Consider the following 16575-nt stretch of genomic DNA (forward strand, 5'->3'; position numbering starts at 1 on the left):
CCTTAAGGCACGCAACTTCCTCAAACCTGGTTCAACCAAGTTCGGCCCCCGGTACGTACACGTGGGACGGAGACGTATGCGCGAGCCGCGATATGGGCGATATGGGCAATGGGTGAGGTGAGCGAAGAATGCATTGAGTCCGATCCGAACCGGTGAAGGCAGGTCACTAGGTGCGACCGCGGACGACGCGGATGCGGAAGGTCGGTAACTCTTGCTGAGAAAGAAGAACGACGAGCGCCTTGAGGAGCGGGGTGATGTGGCGGTGATGGTGGAAACGACCAGTAGTACGACGCGCGAGCGTCGGAAGCTGCCCAAGCTTCCGCTGCTCGGCGGTGGTGCGTTCCTCCTCTTGGGCCTCTGGGCCGCCAGCTCAACCGCGGGCGGCGCGTTGGCCTCGGTATACGTCTACGCGTTCCTGAACTTTTTCGCGGGCGTATTCACCCTGGTAGCGCTGTCGGTGACGGTGATGGCCGGCCTCGTGGCAACGGACCGGATCTTTCTGAAGATCGGTCACCGGGTCCTCTTCCAGGGCCTACACCGCGCGACCGCGATCATCGCGATCATCTCGCTCGGGCTGCACGTGTCGATGAAGATCATGGAGGGTACGGCGACGGTCCTCGACCCGTTCGTCCCCTTCGGCAATCTGGCGAACCCGATGTACGTCGGGCTCGGCACGATCGCGAGCTACCTGATGATCTCGGTGTTCTGGACCGGCATCATCCGGGCGAAGTTCGCCGGCAGCGGCCGGCCGTGGATGTGGCGCGCTTTGCACAGCGGCGCGTACCTCGCCTGGCCGATCGCGCTCGGCCACGGCCTGAACGCCGGCCGGCCGGCCGCCACGTGGGTGGTCCTCAGCTACGGCGCCTGCGTGGTCGGTGTCGCCATCGCGCTGCTGGTGCGCCTGTACGTGATGCTCGGCCGCCGGACCACCGGCACGACGACCGGACCGAAGGCCGGCGTGGCCGCCGTGGGCGTCAACGTGGAGACCGCCGTCATGCCCCGCATCACCGACTCGATGATGCCGCCGCGGGCGGCGCGCGCCGCCGAGCCGGAGCTCGAGCCGGTGGGCGCGTCCACCCGGGAGACCAGGATCGTCAAGCGCGACACGATGGCCGGCGCACCGCGCGAGCGGTCGGGCTCGGGTCGCCAGCGCCAGGGGTACGCGGTTCCGCCGGAGGAGGAGACCAGGCGGGGCCGGAGCGCGGCGCGTTGGGACGAGGAGCCGGCGGCGGCACGGTCCGGGGGACGCGGCGGGCGCGCCGCGAAGGACCGGACCGCCGAGGACGAGTTGCGCTGGTCAACCGACATGGAGGCGCGCGGCGAGCGCCGCGGGCGGTCCGCGGAAGGGCGTGACAGGCGATCGGCGGAGGGCCGGCCCGCGGAAGGTCGGTCAGCCGAGGGCCGCGGTGGCCGTGGCGCCGAGTCCGCCGAGCGGCGGAGCCGGACAGCGGAGCCGGACGCGAAGCGGGGTCGCCGCCGGGATCAGGCCGAGGACGGCGTCGACTGGTACGAGCGCCTTCGTGAGCAGCCCGCGGAGCGGGACGCCGAACGGGACCGCTACAGCCGGCCCCGAGAGGACGAGTACGCCTCGCGCCGCTCCGCGAGCCGCCGTGGCGACCCGGAGCCGGAGCGCTGGACCTCGCCCGCCGACGAGCGGTACGGCTCGGCGGCCGCGCGCGAGGACTCTGGGCGCCGCCGGGAAGAGTCTGGACGTGGTGGCCGCCGCGAGCGGTCCAGCCGCCGGGACGAACCGGTAGAACCGGTCTCCGGCAGCCGTTGGGACGCCGAGCGTCCGGTGTCGGGCGCCCGCTGGGACTCACCGGATCGTCCCGTGTCCGGCGACCGCTGGGACGCTCCTGTCTCCGGCGAGCGTTGGGACACCCCGGTCTCGGGTGCCCGCTGGGACTCGCCCGACCGGCCCGTCTCCGGCGAGCGCTGGGAGCGGCCCGAGCCGGTCGAGGAGCGCCCGCGCCGCGGGCTGCGGCTGGTGCGCGACGACGAGTCCGAGTCGCCGCGCCGCCGCTCGCGGTCCGCGCGTCACAGCCAGTCGGACGAGTACGAGATGGAGCAGCCGCGCGAACGGCGTACCGGTCGCCTGGGCCCCTACCCACCGGCCCCGGCGACTGACATGATCGACTCCGCTGACCGGCCGCGCCGCGGCCGGCGGGCGGCTGGCGGCGAAGACCTCGACGTCGGCACCGGCGAGTACTGGACACAGCCGCGGGGAGGATACGGCAGGTGACCGGCGCCAAGGTTCCTGCTGTCGGCCGTGCTGGGCCGGCCCGCGTGACCGCTGGCTTTGAGGAGTTCGGCCGTCTCGACCTCTTTGAGCACCAAGAGGTCCACGGCGACCTACGCCCTATGTCGGCCGCCGAACTCATGTCGCTGGCCGAGCAGATCAAGCTGACCGGTCGGGGCGGTGCGGGCTTCCCTTTCGCCCGGAAGATGCAGGCGGTCATCGACTCCGCTCAACGGCAGGACAAGCCCATCGTCGTCGTGGTCAACGCCACCGAGGGTGAGCCCGCCGCGTGGAAGGACAAGGTACTGCTGGCGCGCGCGCCGCACCTGATCCTCGACGGCGCATCGCTCGCGGCGTGGGCCCTCGAGGCCGACGAGATCGTCATCGGCGTGGAGAAGGACCACGTCGGGAGCAAGTCGCTGCGCATGGCCCTCGCCGAACGGCGGATGCCGGCGCCGACCCGGATCGTGTCGGTGCCGCACCGGTTCATCTCCGGTGAGGGTGGCGCGCTGGTCCGGGGCATCAACGGCGAGGCGCACATCCCGCCCGGGCGCAAGGTCCGCGCCAGCGACTCCGGCGTCAACGGGCTGCCTACGCTGCTGTCCAACGCGGAGACGTACGCCCAGCTCGCCCTCGCGGCCGGCCTCGGCCCGTACGAGTACTGCTCGGTCGGCACCGAGAAGGAGCCGGGCACGGTCCTGCTGACGATCACAGCCAAGGGCAAGCCGATGGTCGTGGAGGCGCCGACGGGCGTACCCCTGAAGGAGGTCCTGCGCATGTGCGGGACCACCGCCGGCCAGGGTCTGCTGCTGGGCGGGTACCACGGCAAATGGATCACCGCGGAGGCCGCGAGCCGCGCGGAGATCTCCAAGGCGAGCCTCACGGAGGTCGGCGGCACGCTCGGCGCGGGCATCGTGGTCCCCCTGCCGGAGGACACCTGCCCCCTCGGCGAGGTAGCCCGGGTCATGCACTACATGGCCGCGGAGTCGGCCGGTCAATGTGGTCCATGCCGCCTCGGCCTGCCGGACCTCGCGCGGACCGTGCAGAAGCTCTTCGAGGGCGGCGGCGGCCAGGTCGCCGTCCGTGCCGCCGTCAGCGTGGTCAAGGGCCGCGGCGCGTGCAGCCACCCTGACGGTACGTCGCGGTTCGCGCTCTCTGCCCTGGACGTCTTCGCGGAGGACATCGCGGCGCACGCGTTCCACGACGGGTGCGGGCGCCCGATCAAGAACATCCTGCCCCTGTCCAGCTCACCCGATCATCAGGAGAACGCGGGCGGCGTCGGCAACCTGGTCGTCGACTGGACCCGCTGCGACGGGCACGGCCTCTGCGCGCACCTGCTGCCTGAGCTGGTGCGGCTCGACGGAAACGGATACCCGGCCATCGCGGACACCCCGGTGCCCGAGTGGCTGGAGAAGGACGCGCGCCGTGCGGTCGACATGTGCCCGGGCCTCGCGCTGCGCCTGACCGGCGTCGAGTCCAAGCCCAGGCGCAAGACAAAGCCCAAGCCGCCATCCAGGGAAAAACGCCTCAGGTAGGACTAAATTGCAGAGGTGACCGAAATTCTCTCTGCTGAAGCCCGAGAGTTCGTCGCCGACCTGCACCGCCGGTTCGCGCCGCGCCGCAACGAGCTGCTGGCCCGCCGGCCCGCGCGCCGGCAGGAGATCGCCGCCACGGGACGGCTCGACTTCCCGCCCGAGACCGCCGAGATCCGGCTCACCGAGTGGCAGGTGCCGCCCGCACCGGCTGACCTGACCGACCGCCGGGTCGAGATCACCGGTCCGACCGAGCGCAAGATGGCCATCAACGCGCTCAACTCCGGCGCGAAGGTGTGGCTGGCCGACCTCGAAGACGCCAACACGCCGCACTGGTCCAACGTGGTCGGTGGTCAGCAGAACCTGTACGACGCCGTGCGCCGCACCATCTCGCACGAGACGCCGGAGAAACGGTACGAGCTGGGTGGCGGGCCGTATCCCACGATCGTGATGCGGCCGCGCGGCTGGCACCTCGACGAGCGGCACCTGCCGGTCGACGACCAGCCGGCCGTCGGCGCGCTCGTCGACTTCGGACTGTACTTCTTCCACAACGCGCGAGAGCTGCTGGAGCGCGGCAGCGGCCCGTACCTCTATCTGCCCAAGATGGAGAGTCACCTCGAAGCCCGGCTGTGGAACGACGTCTTCACACACGCGCAGGAAGCGCTCGGCGTGCCCCAGGGCAGCATCCGGGCCACGGTGCTCATCGAGACGATCCCGGCCGCGTTCGAGATGGACGAGATCCTGTGGGAGCTGCGCCCGCACGCGTCCGGCCTCAACGCCGGCCGGTGGGACTACCTGTTCAGCATCATCAAGAACTTCCGCGACGCCGGCCCCTCGTTCGTGCTGCCCGACCGGGCGTCCGTGACGATGACGGCGCCGTTCATGCGGGCGTACACGGAGCTGCTCGTCGCCACCTGCCACCGGCGCGGCGCGTTCGCGATGGGCGGCATGGCCGCCTTCATCCCCAGCCGCCGCGACCCCTCCGTGAACGAGGTCGCGCTCACCAAGGTGCGCGAGGACAAGGAGCGCGAGGCCGGCGACGGATTCGACGGCTCGTGGGTGGCGCACCCCGATCTGGTGCCGGTGTGCCGCGAGGTCTTCGACGCGGTACTCGGCGACCGCCCCAACCAGCTCGACCGGCAGCGGCCCGACGTCGTGGTGACCGCCGACGCGCTGCTGAACGTGGCGGCCACGCCCGGCGCGGTCACCGAGGCCGGCCTGCGCGGCAACGTCTCGGTGGCACTGCAATACCTGGAGGCCTGGCTGCACGGCAACGGCGCGGTCGCCATCAACAACCTGATGGAAGACGCGGCCACCGCAGAGATCTCGCGGTCGCAGATCTGGCAATGGATCCATCAAGGGGTACGCCTCGACGACGGCACCCCGATCACGGCCGAGCTCGTTCGCCGCATCGGCGACGAGGAGCTTGCCCGGCTCGGTGACCCGGCCCGGTTCAAGCACGCCCGGGAGCTGTTCGAGCGGGTGGCGCTGGCGGACGACTTCGAAGACTTCCTCACCGTCCCGGCGTACGAACTGATTGACTGATCAGGTGGCTCGCCTACCGGCCGACGTGTACGCGGAGCTCGACCGGCGGCTGGCGCCGGTCGACGCGGCGCTGGCGTCCCGGTACCCCGGCGATCGGGGCGGGCGGCAGCCGGTGCACACCGTGTACGTGCCAGCGGACGCGTTCCGGGCCGGGGTGGCGGGTGAGTGGGGAGCCGCCGCCCGAGACGCGCTTGAGGCGCACCCGCCGCTGCCGTTCGACGAGTCGCTGCGCGAACGCGTGGAGTCCAAACTCGACCGGGAACCGATCGAAGACCTGCGGATCGACTTCGAAGACGGGTACGGCGTGCGCTCCGACTCGGCGGAGGACGCGGCTGCCCGGGCCGCCGCGTCGGCACTGCGTGCGGAGCCGGCACCGCCGTTCGTCGGGCTGCGCGTCAAGAGCCTCGAAGACGCTACCCGGCACCGGGCGATCCGCACGCTCGACGTGTTCCTCGACGCGTACGGCGGGCTGCCGCCGGGTTTCGTGGTGACGCTACCGAAGGTGTCGGTCGCCGAGCAGGTGGCGGCGATGAATGCCCTGTGTGGACGACTGGAGTCCACTCACGGGCTCTCCGCCGGCGCGCTGCACTTCGAGGCGCAGATCGAGACACCGCAGGCCGTACTCGGCGCCGACGGCACCGCCACCGTCGCCCGGTTCGTCGCCGCCGCCTCCGGGCGCCTGACCGGGCTGCACTACGGCACCTACGACTACAGCGCTTCCGTCGGGGTGGCCGCCGCGTATCAGAGCATGGCCCACCCGGCGGCCGACCACGCCAAAGCGGTCATGCAGGTGGCCGCCGCCGGCACGGGGGTACGGCTGTCTGACGGGTCGACGAACGTGCTGCCAGTCGGCGACACCAGTGCCGTGCACGCGGCCTGGCAGCTGCACGCAGGGCTGGTGCGGCGCTCCCTGGAACGCGGCTTCTACCAGGGCTGGGACCTGCACCCGGCGCAGCTGCCGACCCGGTTCGCCGCGACGTACGCGTTCTTCCGGGAGGGCGCTCCCGCCGCGTGGAACAGGCTGACCGCGTACCGGGAACGGCGCGCCTCGGGTGTGCTCGACGAGCCAGCCACGGCGCGGGCGCTGGCCGGGTTCCTGAGGCGCGGGCTGGACTGCGGTGCACTCGACCCGGACGAGTACGACCGCGCGATCCTGGAGACGCTATGAGCTACGACCTGGTGCTGCGCTCCCGGCGGGTGGTCACCCCGGACGGAGAACGGCCCGCCGCGGTCTGCGTCCACGATGGCCGGATCGCCGCTGTGGAGCCTTACGAATACGGCGGCGACGACCTCGGTGATCTCGTGTTGCTGCCCGGCCTCGTCGACACGCACGTGCACGTCAACGAGCCCGGTCGCACCGAGTGGGAAGGGTTCGCCACCGCCACCCGGGCGGCAGCCGCGGGCGGGATCACCACGATCCTCGACATGCCGCTGAACTCCCTGCCGCCCACGGTCGACGTGACGGCCCTGGACATCAAGCGCAAGGCGGCCAGCGGACAGTGCCATGTGGACGTCGGCTTCTGGGGCGGCGCGGTGCCGGGCAACGCGGCCGACCTGCCCGTGCTGTACGACGCCGGGGTGTTCGGGTTCAAGGCCTTCCTCGTCGACTCCGGCGTACCCGAGTTTCCGCCGCTCGACGCGCACGGCCTGCGCGCGGCGATGCGCGCGGTGGACGCGCTCTTCGTCGTGCACGCGGAAGATCCCTCGGCTGTCGGGCCGGCGCCGGCCTCCCGCCGGTACGTGGACTTCATGGCCACCCGCCCGCCGGCGGCCGAGGTTGGTGCCGTGTCGCTGGCCGCCTCGGTGGCTCGGGAGACCGGCGGGCGGGTGCACATCCTGCACCTGTCGGCGGCCGACGCGCTCACCACCGGCGTGAGCTTCGAGACCTGCCCGCACTACCTCACCCTCGCGGCCGAGGAGGTGCCGGACGGTGCCACCGAGTACAAGTGCTGCCCGCCGATCCGCGACGCAGCCAACCGCGAGGCGCTGTGGCAGGCGCTCGCGTCGGGCGCGATCGACTGCGTCGTATCCGACCACTCACCGTGTACACCCGACCTGAAGCGCTCGGACAGCGGCGACTTCGCGGCGGCGTGGGGTGGCATTTCGTCACTGCAACTCGGGCTCTCTCTGATGTGGACAGGCGCCGCGGCGCGCGGCTTTGGCCTCGCCGACGTGGCGCGGTGGATGGCACAGCGCCCCGCCGAGATCGCGGGCCTGCGGCGCAAAGGCCGGATCGCGCCCGGGTACGACGCCGACCTGGTCGCCTTCGACCCGCTTGCTTCGTTCACAGTGGACGCTGACGCGCTGCATCACCGTAACCCGGTCACGCCCTACCACGGTCGCACGCTGCAGGGCGTGGTGCGGACGACATGGCTGCGCGGCATACCCGTCGACTTCTCGCGCCCTTCCGGGCACCTACTCCTACGGGACGAGTCATGACTCAGCTACGGTCGCCGCGCTCCCTCCACCTGATGACGGCCATGGGCGGTGGCGCATGACCCGCTGGGATCACCTGCCCGACCTCGCGTCCCGCCGGCTCGGTGGTGGTGTCGTCGCCGCCAACGACGAGCTCTTCGCGGCAGCCGACCACCTCGTACTGGACGAGCCACCGTCGTTTTCGGCGCGTACGTTCGGGCCCAAGGGGCAGGTGTACGACGGCTGGGAGACCCGCCGGCGCCGCGAACCCGGCCACGACCACGCGATCGTGCGCCTCGGCGCGCCCGGCATCGTACGTGGCATCGTGGTCGATACGTCGTTCTTCACCGGCAACTACCCGCCGTACGCCTCCGTGGAGGGCTGCTGCGTCGACGGCCACCCCAGCCCATCCGAGCTGTCGGACTGGTTCCCGCTCGTGCCGCGCTCACCGCTGGCGGGCGACAGCCGCAACGAGTTCGTCGTGTCTGATGTGGAGCATCGGGTCACGCACGTGCGGCTGTCCATCTACCCTGACGGCGGCGTGGCCCGGCTGCGCGTACACGGTGAGGTCGTGCCCGATCCCCGCCTGCTGCCGGCGGTGATCGACCTGGCGGCGATGGAGCACGGCGGCCAGGTGGTGGCGTGCAGCAACCTGTTCTACGGCCCGCCGCACCAGCTCATCGCGCCGGGGCTGGCGCGGGTGATGGGTGAGGGCTGGGAGACGGCCCGCCGCCGCGACGACGCCAACGACTGGGTCGTGGTCAAGCTGGCGGCGCCAGGGCGGGTGCGGCTGGCCGAGCTGGACACCAGCCACTTCAAGGGCAACGCTCCCGGCGCCGCCGGCCTGCGCGGCCTCGACGCCCGGACGGCCGACGTGGAACACGCGGCGGCGTGGACCGAGCTGCTGCCTCGCACCCGCCTCCAGCCCGACACCCGGCACCGCTTCCCCTTGGCCGATGGTCCCGAGGTGACCCACGTCCGCATGGACATCTACCCCGACGGCGGCATGGCAAGACTCCGCCTCTGGGGCGCCCTGACCGAAGACGCCCGCACCGCATTGTCAACAACCTGGTCCAGAGCCACCCCTCCTCCCCCCACCCCTCCTTCCGCCGATCAAGGGCAAATGCACGTGCTTTGATCTCCAAACCACGTGCATTTGCCCTTGATCCATGCAGATCTCCTTGATCGAGGCCGTCGAGGTAGCCGTGGCGGCGTTCTGTCAAAGGCTGCGGCGGCGCGGCGTGGACGACTCTCGCCACCGGTCGGGTCCCGGTATCTCAGCGGATCGCGGGACCTTGGCGGCGGTCGGACTCGCTCACTCGGGGGCGTGTTCCCTTGGGTGCCACGGTCGGTGGCGTGCGGATCTCGGCGCCGGCCGTCGCTCCAGCGACGCTGCGCGACCCAGATTGCCCGATGTGTCCACGGCAACCAGCGTGGCGGCGCAGGCCGCCGCGCGGCCGTACCCCTGGCGATGCCGCCCCGCCGATCAAGGCCATCTGCGTCGATCAAGGGCAAACGCACGCCGAAATGAGATCCAACCACGCGCTTTTGCCCTTGATCGACGGAAGGAGGGCCGGGAGAAGGGGGGAGACGAGGTGTCGCGGGGTATTCAAGAGGTTGACTCTGTGTGGGGGAAGTGGGTAGGTTCTTCCGGAATCCTTTCGGAAATGACGGTCCAGGGAAGCGGAATGAAGATCAGTGATGCCCGGGTGATCGTCACCAGCCCGGGGCGCAACTTCGTCACCCTGAAGATCGTCACGGACGAGGGGGTGACCGGCGTCGGGGACGCCACGCTCAACGGTCGCGAGCTGGCCGTCGCCGCCTATCTCACCGAGCACGTCGTGCCGCTGCTCATCGGGCGCGACCCGCACCGCATCGAAGACACCTGGCAGTACCTCTACAAGGGGGCGTACTGGCGGCGCGGGCCGGTGACGATGACGGCCATCGCCGCCGTCGACACCGCGCTGTGGGACATCAAGGGCAAGGTGGCCGGGCTGCCGGTGTACCAGCTGCTGGGCGGGCGGTCGCGCGAAGGCGTGACGGTGTACGGGCACGCGAGCGCCGACACGGTCGACGGGGTGCTCGCCGAGGTGGCGAAGTACGTCGCCGACGGATACAAGGCGGTGCGCCTACAGGCGGGGATACCGGGACTGTCCGGTGTGTACGGTGTGCACACCGGGCCGGGCGTCTACGAGCCCGCGTCGGCGGCGGTGCCCGCCGAGGCGGTCTGGTCGACCGAGCGCTACCTGCACCACGTGCCGGCGGTGTTCGAGCGGGTCCGCGACGAGTTCGGCCCGACGCTCAAGCTGTTGCACGACGCCCACCACAGGCTTACCCCGATCGAGGCGGCCAGGCTGGGCAAGACTTTGGAGCCGTACGGGCTGACCTGGCTCGAAGACCCGGTGCCGGCCGAGCTGCAGGAGGGATTCCGGCTGATCCGGCGGCACACGACGACCCCGCTGGCCGTGGGCGAGGTCTTCAACAGCGTGTGGGACTGCCAGCAGCTCATCACCGAGCAGCTCGTCGACTACATCCGCACCACGGTCGTGCACGCGGGCGGGATCAGCGCGCTGCGCCGCATCTTCGACCTCGCGGCCCTGTATCACGTGCGCAGCGGCTCACACGGCGCCACCGACCTGTCGCCGGTCTGCATGGCGGCGGCGCTGCACGTCGACGTGAACATCCCCAACTTCGGGCTGCAGGAGTACATGCCGCACACCGAGGAGACCGACGAGGTCTTCCCGCACGGGTACCGGTTCGAAAGCGGGTACCTGCATCCGAGCGAGGCGCCGGGACTGGGCGTCGACATCGACGAGGAGCTGGCGGCCAAGTACCCGTACCGCCCGGCCGCCCTTCCGGTCAACCGCCTGGAAGACGGCACCCTGCACAGCTGGTGAGTCAGGCGAGCGGCTGCCACCAGCCGTCGACCGGCGGCGGCTCGGCCACCTGTACCCGCTCGCCCGGCCGCGGCACCGCGAGCCGCGCGTCGACCGCCTTGGCCTCGCGCCACACGAGGTCGGCGGGCTCGCTCCAGCCGTGGAACGCCAGGTTGAACGTCGCCCAGTGCACGGGGATCAGCAGGCCGCCGCGTAGGTCGAGGTGGGCCTGCACGGCCTGCTCGGGATTGAGGTGGATGTCGGGCCAGGCGGGGCTGTACGCACCGACCGCCATCAGCGTCGCGTCGAACGGCCCGTGCTCGGCGCCGATCGCACCGAAACCGTCGAAGTATCCGGTGTCGCCGCTGTAGTAGACCCGCTGGGTCGCGCCGGCGATCACCCAGGACGACCACAGGGTGCGGTCGCGGGCGAAGGCGCGTCCAGAGAAGTGCCGGGCCGGCGTGGCGGTGAACCTCAGCCCCGCCACCTCGGCGCTCTCGTTCCAGTCGAGCTCCACGATGCGGTCGCTGGGCACGCGCCAGCGGTCGAGATGGGCGCCTACTCCCAGCGGTACCAGAAAAGGAGCTTGCTGCGACCGCGCGAGGGTGCGGATCGTGCGGAGGTCGAGATGGTCGTAGTGATCATGGGAAATGATCACGGCGTCGATCGGCGGCAGCGCCGCCAGCGGGACCGGCGGCGGGTGCAGCCGCCGCGGTCCGGCGAAGGAGAACGGCGAGCAGCGTTCGCTCCAGATGGGGTCGAGCAGCACGCGGCGGCCGTCGACCTCGATCAGCGCGGACGCGTGCCCGTACCAGGTGATGTGCAGGCCGTCGACCGGCGTCGCGGTGCTCTCGCCGACCAGCGGCACCGGCAGCTGCGGCTTGCGCCGCTGCTTGCCGGAGCGCCACTCGCGGTAGACCTGCCCGCCCGATGGCCGCGAGCTTCCGGGCATGCTGTTGTGGAACGCGCCATCGCGGTACTGGGCGGACTGGCTCACCCGGGTCGCGCGCTCGCCGTCGGGATGCGCACCCAGGGACGCCGGCAGAAGACTCACCACGCAACCGTAGCCCGATCTTGAGACAATGATTCGGTGTACGAATTCGACGTGCTCGTCCTCGGCTCCGGCCCCGGTGGACAGAAGGCCGCGATCGCCGCTGCCAAGCTCGGCCGGCGGGTCGGCGTGATCGAGCGCCGGCACATGGTGGGTGGGGTGTGCATCAACACCGGCACCATCCCGTCCAAGACCCTTCGGGAGGCCGTGCTCTACCTCACCGGCATGAGTCAGCGAGAGATGTACGGCCAGAGTTACCGCCTCAAAGACGACATCACGGTCGCCGACCTGGCGGCCCGCACGCAGCACGTCATCGGCCGCGAGGTCGACGTGATCCGCAGCCAGCTCGCCCGCAACCGGATCCGGCTGCTCACCGGCACGGGGGTGTTCGTCGATGAGCACACGGTGCGGGTGGTGGAGGACGCCGCTGGTCGAGACACCAAGGTCACCGCCGAAAAGATCATCATCGCCGCGGGGACGCGGCCGGCGCGGCCCGCCGCGGTCGAGTTCGACGAACGTACGATCATCGACTCGGACGGCATCATCAACCTGGAGAAAATCCCGCAGTCGCTCGTCGTGGTGGGCGCCGGGGTGATCGGCATCGAATACGCGTCGATGTTCGCGGCGCTCGGCACCAAGGTCACGGTGGTCGAGCGGCGCGAGCGGATGCTCGAGTTCTGCGACCTGGAGATCATCGAGGCGCTCAAGTACCACCTGCGCGACCTGGCGGTGACGTTCCGTTTCAGCGAGGCGGTGGCATCCGTCGAGCGGCACCCGCGCGGCGCGATCGCGGTGCTGGAGAGCGGCAAGCGGATCGCCGCCGACGTCGTCATGTACTCGGCTGGGCGGCAGGGCATGGCCGACCGACTCGCCCTGGAAGCGGCGGGCCTCTCGGCCGACGCTCGCGGGCGGATCAAGGTCGACGAGCACTTCCGCACCCCGGTGCCGCACATCTACGCCGTGGGCGACGTGATCGGGTTCCCGGCGCTGGCGTCGACCTCGATGGAGCAGGGCAGGCTGGCCGCCCACCATGCCTGCGACGAGCCGGTGCGAGCGATGCATCAGCTCCAGCCGATCGGCATCTACACGATCCCGGAGATCAGCTTCGTCGGGCGCACTGAGGAGGAGCTGACCGGGGCCGGCGTGCCGTTCGAGACGGGCATCGCGCGGTATCGCGAGCTGGCGCGCGGCCAGATCATCGGCGACTCGTACGGGATGCTGAAGCTGCTCGTGTCGCCGGACGACCGGACGCTGCTCGGGGTGCACGTGTTCGGCACCGGGGCGACCGAGATCATCCACATTGGGCAGGCGGTGATGGGGTGCAACGGCACCATCGACTACCTGGTCGACACCGTGTTCAACTACCCGACGCTCGCTGAGTCGTACAAGGTGGCGGCGCTGGACGCCATGAACAAGATGCGCCACATAGACCGCTTGCGCGACTAGCTCTCGCGCCGGCTTGCGGCGCCGGCGCGCGTCGCGGTTTCGCGTCGCGGTTTCGCGTCGCGGTTTCGCGTCGCGGTTTCGCGTCGCGGTTTCGCGTCGATCAAGGACAAATGCACGTGGTCTGATCTCTTTTCCGCGTGCGTTTGCCCTTGATCCATGCAGGTCTCCGTGATCGACCCGCGGCCAGGGCCGCAGGCCGGGCGACCCTTTTGGGAATACGCCGCCTTTGCGGATGCGCGGCCCTACGTCCGGCCCGCGGACCTGCGCTGGGGCTATCCCGGATACCGCGGCATCCTGCGTCGGTTGAAGGCGCGTTTCCCCCGTTATTGCTTGCGGGGTGCCAGCGGGAGAGATCGTCATGAGTCATCAAGATCTGCGGGCTATTGGGCCCGCCGGGGAGTGTGCCGGCCGCTGGCGGCCATGGCCGACCCGGCAGCCATATCGATCAAGGAGATCTGCATGGATCAAGGGCAAACGCACGCGAAAAGGAGATCCAATCACGTGCATTTGCCCTTGATCGACGGGAAAGGGGCAGCCGGCGGCAGCCGGCGGGGCCGAACGTCAAGGTCGGGCGGGCGGCGTCCCGGGTGGCGGACTGCGACCTGAAGCAGCGCTGGCCGATGTGGAGAAGGTTCGCCAGTGGGTGACCACTTTGGGCAACCCGGAATGGCATACCGTGGACTGATGGCGGTTGCCGAGGAGTTGCGCCTGCGCTATGTCGACGCCCTCCAGCGGGAAGGCGCGATCACCCGGCCCGAGGTGGCCGCGGCGTTCGCGGCGGTGCCGCGCGAGGCGTTCGTGGCGAGCGGGTTCCACGGCCGGGACGGTGGTTGGGTCACGGCGGATGGCGACGGCTTCCTCGACGCGGTGTACACCAACGATGTTCTCGTGACCAAGGTCGTCGACGGCACACCGGTCAGTTCCTCCAGCCAGCCCTCGCTGATGGCCGCGATGATCGAGGCACTCGACCTGGCGCCTGGCATGTCCGTGCTGGAGGTGGGTGCGGGCACCGGATACAACGCCGCTCTGATGGCGGCGGTCGGTGCCCGCGTCACCAGCATCGACGTGCAGCCCGACGTGCTGGTCCGGGCGCGCGCCGGCCTTGCCCGTGCGGGTGCGTCTAATGTGGAGCTGCACGAGGGCGATGGGTACGAGGGCGTGCCGGGGCGGTACGAGCGGGTCGTCGTCACAGTCGGGATCAACGGCGTCTCTCCACAGTGGCTCGGCCAGTTGGCCCCGGGTGGCTTAGTGCTCGCGCCCGTCGCGCACACCGGCCACCATCCGGTGTTACGGGTGACACCAGACGGAGAAGCGCGCGGAGTGTGCGCGGCCGGGTTCATGGCGGCGGCCGGGCCGCTCGGTGCGGCGTACCCGTGGATGCACCCGCGACCGGCCGGGCCGCTGCCGGATCCGGTACTCGTGCTGCCGCCGCGGTTCGAGCCGCCGCTCGACGTCTTCCGGTACCACGACCTCTGTTTCGCCTGCGGCGTCTGGGATTCCCGCGCCACGCTGGCGCAGCGGAGCGACAGCACGGCGTGCGCGGTGCTGGACGAGACCGGCGCCGCGGGCGCCGCCGTCGGTTCGGACGGCGCGGTCGGCGGCAGCGGCGCGCACGCGGAGGAGTTCGCGGCCCGCATGGCCGCCCTGCTCGACCGCTGGCAGGCCGCCGGCGAGCCGGCGGTCGCCGCGTGGCGGGCAGACCTCGCGCTGACCGGCGATCCGGACCGTCCTATTTGGGTACCGCGAGCGTGGCGGCTGCTCGGGCCTGCTTCATAAGGGCATGGCCGGCCTGGGGCGACCCCAGAGGACGACCGGCGCCGCAGGACGCCGCCTGGGCCTCGCCTCGGCTCGACCGACCATCATGAAACAGGACCATCACCAGGTTTCCTGACGGCGTTCCCGCCACGGCCGGCCGTCCGGGTCGTAGAGCAGCCGGTACGCCGGCACCGCCCACAGCCGGGTGAGCCGCGGCAGCTCCTCGGGCTCGTGCGGCATCAGCCGGCCGGGTGGGCGCGGGCCACGCTTGCCGCCCTCGTACCACGCGCGCAGCGCCCGCGCCGTCTCGGTCACCGCGCGCACGGCCGCGGCCGGGTCGACCAGGTCGGCGTCGTCGGACGGCTCCCGGTCGAGGTGCTCGCGCAGCAGCCGCAGCCGCAGGTCGCGGGCGAAGAGCCGGGCGCCGTCACCGAGGCCGGCCGGGTCGGCCGGTGCGCGCTCGTCGCGGGTGTCGTCGAGTACCGCGCACGAGAGCTCGCTGTCGTGCGTCCACGATCGACGGTTGAAGTTGTCGCTGCCCACGCTCGCCCACACGTCGTCGACGACGCACACCTTCGCGTGCACGTACACGGGCGTGCCGGCGTGGTTCTCGACGTCGAACGCGTGCACCCGGTCGCCGCCGGCCGCCCGGCACACCTCCAGTGCCTTGGCGCGGCCGACCTGGTTGGGCGGCCACGCCAGCCGGCCGTCCACATCGGGGTATCGCGGCACGACCACGATCAGGTGCAGGTCGGGATGGCGGGTGAGCGCGTCGGCGAAGAGGCGGGCCACCTCGCCGGACCACAGGTACTGGTCCTCCAGGTAGATCAGTCGCCGGGCGCGGCGTATGGCCTTGGTGTACCCGCGGGCCACGGTGCGCTCGCCCTTCGGCGCGAAGTCGTACGGCGGCCGCATGGCGGCGTACGTGCGCATGATCTGGACCGCGTGCGGTCCGGCCGGCGGCGGGTCGGGCGGTTGGGGTGGCAGCTGTCCGGCTGACAGGTCGGCGTGGCTGAGCTTGTCGCGCAGGTGCGCGAGAGGGAGATGGGTGTCCAGCGAGGTGGGATCGTTCCAGCGTTCCCGGAACACCTGGTCGAGCGCGCCCACCACCGGGCCTTGGAGCCGCAGTTGCACGTCGTGCCAGGGCGGCCGGTCGCCGTACCGGGTGGACATCCGCACGGCCTGCGGGTCGCCGTGGTGGTCGGAGTCGTCGCGGCGGCTGTGGCACAGGTCGATGCCGCCGACGTACGCGACGTCGCGCTCGACCCGGCCGGGGTGGCGCAGCACGACGAGCTTCTGGTGGTGCGAGCCGCCCCGCCGCACCCGCTGGTCGAGCAGCACCTCGCCGCCGGCCGCCTCGATGGCCTCGCCGAGGTGCCGGTTCTCCTCCTCGCTGTACTGGAGCACGTCCAGGTGTGAGCGCCACATCAGCCCCTTCACGACCACGCCGCGCTTGGCGGCCTGGCAGAAGAGCTCGGCGATCGTAGGGCCGTTGGGGCGCATGAGCTGGTCGGGGTCGCCGCGCCAGTCGGTGAAGTAGAGGTGGTCACCGGATTCGAGCGCTTCCACCTCCGTCACGAGCTGGTCGAAGTACGAACTGCCGTGAATAAGCGGCTCGGCGGTGTTTGATCCGACCCAGCCGGGTACTGCCGTATGTGGGTTGCCGCGCTCCGGGGGAGTGAGGAACCAGTCTTCGGGTGGCACGAAGCCAGGATT

The 16575-nt window shown here is 70.9% G+C and carries 11 protein-coding genes; 9 read left to right on the plus strand and 2 right to left on the minus strand.

Annotated features, from left to right (window positions below):
* Positions 1-211: 211 nt before the first annotated feature.
* From V6V89_RS27955 to manD, 7 genes are all read left to right on the plus strand, one after another.
* Positions 212-2242 carry a hypothetical protein gene (locus V6V89_RS27955; RefSeq protein ID WP_334622432.1) on the plus strand — a complete coding sequence of 677 codons (2031 nt, stop codon included), beginning with the start codon at positions 212-214 and terminating at the stop codon, positions 2240-2242.
* Entirely contained in the window at positions 2239-3774 is a 1536-nt protein-coding gene (locus V6V89_RS27960) for a ferredoxin (RefSeq protein WP_334622433.1), read from the plus strand. Before V6V89_RS27955 ends, V6V89_RS27960 begins: the two co-directional genes overlap by 4 nt.
* A gap of 15 nt (positions 3775-3789) precedes the next feature.
* Positions 3790-5316, plus strand: a complete 1527-nt coding sequence (gene aceB / locus V6V89_RS27965; protein WP_334622434.1) for a malate synthase A — start codon at positions 3790-3792, stop codon at positions 5314-5316.
* A 4-nt stretch (positions 5317-5320) separates the two neighbouring features.
* On the plus strand, positions 5321-6484 hold the full coding sequence (locus V6V89_RS27970) for a DUF6986 family protein (RefSeq protein WP_334622435.1): 1164 nt from the start codon (positions 5321-5323) through the stop codon (positions 6482-6484).
* The gene (gene allB / locus V6V89_RS27975; protein WP_334622436.1) at positions 6481-7755 is read left to right on the plus strand and encodes an allantoinase AllB; all 1275 of its coding nucleotides are present in this window, start codon (positions 6481-6483) and stop codon (positions 7753-7755) included. The genes V6V89_RS27970 and allB overlap by 4 nt, the downstream gene beginning before the upstream one ends.
* Positions 7756-7810: 55 nt before the next feature.
* A complete protein-coding gene (alc, locus tag V6V89_RS27980; RefSeq protein ID WP_334622437.1) occupies positions 7811-8869 on the plus strand; it encodes an allantoicase in 1059 nt (352 codons plus the stop codon).
* Positions 8870-9419: 550 nt separating this feature from the next.
* On the plus strand, positions 9420-10628 hold the full coding sequence (manD, locus tag V6V89_RS27985) for a D-mannonate dehydratase ManD (RefSeq protein WP_334622438.1): 1209 nt from the start codon (positions 9420-9422) through the stop codon (positions 10626-10628).
* Position 10629: 1 nt separating this feature from the next.
* Here the strand turns inward: manD and V6V89_RS27990 are convergent, their stop codons facing one another.
* Positions 10630-11691, minus strand: a complete 1062-nt coding sequence (locus V6V89_RS27990) for an MBL fold metallo-hydrolase (RefSeq protein ID WP_442935231.1) — start codon at positions 11689-11691, stop codon at positions 10630-10632.
* A gap of 6 nt (positions 11692-11697) precedes the next feature.
* Here V6V89_RS27990 and sthA point away from each other — a divergent pair, with 6 nt between their 5' ends.
* Both sthA and V6V89_RS28000 read left to right on the plus strand, forming a co-directional pair.
* Positions 11698-13104, plus strand: coding sequence for a Si-specific NAD(P)(+) transhydrogenase (gene sthA, locus V6V89_RS27995; RefSeq protein WP_334622439.1), 1407 nt, complete (start codon positions 11698-11700; stop codon positions 13102-13104).
* Between the two features lie 684 nt (positions 13105-13788).
* Positions 13789-14880, plus strand: coding sequence for a protein-L-isoaspartate O-methyltransferase family protein (locus V6V89_RS28000; RefSeq protein ID WP_334622440.1), 1092 nt, complete (start codon positions 13789-13791; stop codon positions 14878-14880).
* Positions 14881-14979: 99 nt separating this feature from the next.
* Here V6V89_RS28000 and V6V89_RS28005 read toward each other — a convergent pair whose 3' ends face one another.
* Entirely contained in the window at positions 14980-16563 is a 1584-nt protein-coding gene (locus V6V89_RS28005; protein WP_334622441.1) for a phospholipase D family protein, read from the minus strand.
* Positions 16564-16575: the final 12 nt, after the last annotated feature.

The sequence above is a fragment of the Micromonospora sp. CPCC 206061 genome (assembly GCF_036906915.1).
GTDB lineage: Bacteria > Actinomycetota > Actinomycetes > Mycobacteriales > Micromonosporaceae > Phytohabitans.

Bases quoted from the DNA above. Each gene is read 5' to 3' on its own strand.
- alc (WP_334622437.1), top strand. From the start codon at position 7,811: ATGACCCGCTGGGATCACCTGCCCGACCTCGCGTCCCGCCGGCTCGGT.
- V6V89_RS28000 (WP_334622440.1), top strand. From the start codon at position 13,789: ATGGCGGTTGCCGAGGAGTTGCGCCTGCGCTATGTCGACGCCCTCCAG.
- manD (WP_334622438.1), top strand. From the start codon at position 9,420: ATGAAGATCAGTGATGCCCGGGTGATCGTCACCAGCCCGGGGCGCAAC.
- allB (WP_334622436.1), top strand. From the start codon at position 6,481: ATGAGCTACGACCTGGTGCTGCGCTCCCGGCGGGTGGTCACCCCGGAC.